Here is a 2,671-nt window from a genome sequence, read left to right as displayed (position 1 = left end):
CTCAAGCACACCTGTAGGTTGGTGTTCGAGCTTTAATAACGCCTGAATAGCGACGTCAGCTTCACTTGAATCAATGTGGCAGGTGATCGATTCGCCTTCTTTCCATTTTTTGACCAGATAGTTCCATTTCCAACCACATTCTAAGTTTTCAAGTTGCTGATATTTCATGTCTAATCTCGAGTGTTAATCCTAGTGACAGCGTAACCCAAAATGGGCGATTTAACAATTATTGTCTTGAAAGAATAGACCAAGATCATACTTATATCAGTCCAGTGATCAGTAACGTCCATATAGAGCTACAAGCGAGATCGGTTTTTCTATATACTCCCTACCTCATTATCATAATCAGAAACTTAAATGACTCAAGTAGATTGGCGACATGTTACGCCTCAGTACGACGAATATAGCGCTCAATTAGAGCAATTCCATGACATCTCGCCTCTCCCATTTTCAGATATTCAACACCGATTCAGAGATGCGTTGACTCGCTTTGTCCGCTTATCAAACCTTTCACGTGTTTTGTTGGTCAACTCTCCGGACAACTCGATCTATCGCCAAATGATCGTTGAGTCTTTAGTCGCTGAACTGAATGACGATACACAGCCCGTTATCAAAACCGAATCGTTGAATGCAATTTCTCTGTTCGACCAAGTTCAGTCTAGAGATGGAAAAGTCATCGCGACGAAACCTGGTCTACTCACCAGAGCAAACAACGGCTACTTGATCGTATCTGCAAATTTGATTCTTGCTAATCCGGGTAGCTGGTTATTATTAAAATCTGCGCTTCTTGGCGAAGCTGTCGAACCGATCAGCAGTAACCCTGAGCACTTGAATCAATCACCAACGCTTCCTCTTACATACAACATCAAATTGATTGTCGTTGGAGACAGAGCGCAACTCGGTGACCTTGATTACTTGGATAGCGATATTCAAACCGGTTTTTGTCTTTTTAGTGAAATTGAACAAGACATTAAACTTTCTGAAGAGACTTTGACTCAATATCTAGGGTATCTGAAGTGGCTTCAGCAGCGTTACGAACTGCCGAATATGACTCAACAAGCGTTGACGGCGATTTTGACCGCAGGCGCCCGAGAAACAGAAGATCAAAGTTACATTCCATTGTGTCCGATTTGGCACAACGCGCTACTGAATGAAGCGCTGATTGAAGCCAATAACGGCGAGATTGATATTCAGCATATCCAACAAGCTCAACAGCATAAATACAATCGAGAATCATACCTACCAGAGCGCGCACTTGATGATATTCGAGATGGCCAAGTCATCATCGAAACTGAAGGTGAACAAGTGGGCCAAGTGAACGGCCTAACCGTTATCGATGTTCCAGGTCACCCAATCTCTTATGGTGAACCTGCACGTATTTCGTGTGTCATTCACTTTGGCGATGGCGATATTGCCGATGTTGAACGTAAAGCTGAGCTTGGTGGCAACCTGCATGCGAAAGGCATGATGATCATGCAAGCGTTCGTTAGCAGTGCGCTAAACCTTGAAGATCCATTGCCATACGCTGCGTCTGTCGTGTTTGAACAATCGTATTGCGAAGTTGATGGCGACAGTGCTTCACTTGCTGAGCTGTGTTCTCTAGTGAGCGCACTATCTGAATACCCTATCGACCAACAAATCGCTGTAACGGGTGCTGTCGACCAATTTGGTCGTGTGCAAGCGGTTGGTGGCCTCAATGAGAAGATCGAAGGTTTCTACCATGTTTGTAAGCATCAAGGCCTAACAGGCAAACAAGGCGTGATACTTCCAAGGTCTAATTTGAGACATCTTGCACTGAAACCGGACCTTATCGAAAGCATCAAAAACGAAGAATTTCACATCTGGTCTGTGTCAAATGTAGACGAAGCTATTCCTCTCATTATGAACAAACCATTTAGAGACGATGAAGAAGAAAGCGTTCTTAGTAAAATCGCGGAACGTATTGAAAACTTTGAAAGACATGAGCACCCAATTGGAATTGTTGGACGCATCAAAAACTGGTTTGTCTAGTACTGATCGGACTTGTTTAGCGTACACCTGTTCACTAATATGCACCTATCAAAAATCGGAGTAATTGATAATGCAAAACAAACGTGATTCTTACACTCGCGAAGAGCTTCTAGCTTCAAGCCAAGGCGAACTATGGCCACAAGGTCCTCAACTACCAGCACCAAACATGTTGATGATGGACCGCATCACCAAAATGTCTGAGACTGAAGGTGATTTCGGTAAAGGTTTAGTGCTTGCTGAGCTCGATATTACTCCTGACCTATGGTTCTTCGATTGTCACTTCCCTGGTGACCCAGTAATGCCTGGTTGTCTAGGCCTTGATGCAATGTGGCAACTGGTTGGTTTCTACCTTGGTTGGGTTGGCGGCGAAGGTAAAGGCCGTGCTCTAGGTGTTGGTGAAGTTAAATTCACTGGTCAAATCCTACCTACAGCGAAAAAAGTAACATACGAGATCCACATGAAGCGCGTTGTTAACCGTCGCCTAGTTATGGGCCTTGCAGATGGTCGCGTACTTGTTGACGGCAAAGAGATCTATGTTGCTAAAGATTTGAAAGTTGGCCTTTTCCAAGATACGTCAGCATTCTAATTAGATAGTTAGATTTAAATAAAGCAGCCATTGGTTGCTTTATTTTTGTTCCCAAAACATTTAGTTATAGTGCAC

At 43.6% G+C, this 2,671-nt stretch carries 2 protein-coding genes and 1 pseudogene; 2 read left to right on the top strand and 1 reads right to left on the bottom strand.

What is annotated here, in order from left to right:
* Positions 1–168 (bottom strand): annotated as a pseudogene (locus BCT81_RS24190) (Ter macrodomain-binding protein MatP); the annotation flags it as partial.
* A 189-nt stretch (positions 169–357) separates the two neighbouring features.
* On the opposite strand from BCT81_RS24190, the gene BCT81_RS24185 reads away from it, so the two are divergent.
* Positions 358–2,010 (top strand): Lon protease family protein, encoded by a 1,653-nt coding sequence (locus tag BCT81_RS24185; RefSeq protein WP_102426120.1) that lies wholly within the window; start codon positions 358–360, stop codon positions 2,008–2,010.
* Between the two features lie 70 nt (positions 2,011–2,080).
* A complete protein-coding gene (gene fabA, locus BCT81_RS24180) occupies positions 2,081–2,596 on the top strand; it encodes a bifunctional 3-hydroxydecanoyl-ACP dehydratase/trans-2-decenoyl-ACP isomerase (protein WP_004742305.1) in 516 nt (171 codons plus the stop codon).
* Positions 2,597–2,671 lie beyond the last annotated feature (75 nt).

Origin of the sequence: Vibrio sp. 10N.261.52.A1 (assembly GCF_002876325.1) — a bacterium.
In the GTDB taxonomy this organism is placed as follows: Bacteria; Pseudomonadota; Gammaproteobacteria; order Enterobacterales; family Vibrionaceae; genus Vibrio; species Vibrio chagasii.
Note: the sequence above shows the minus strand (reverse complement) of the source record. Positions and strands in the feature narration are given on the sequence as shown.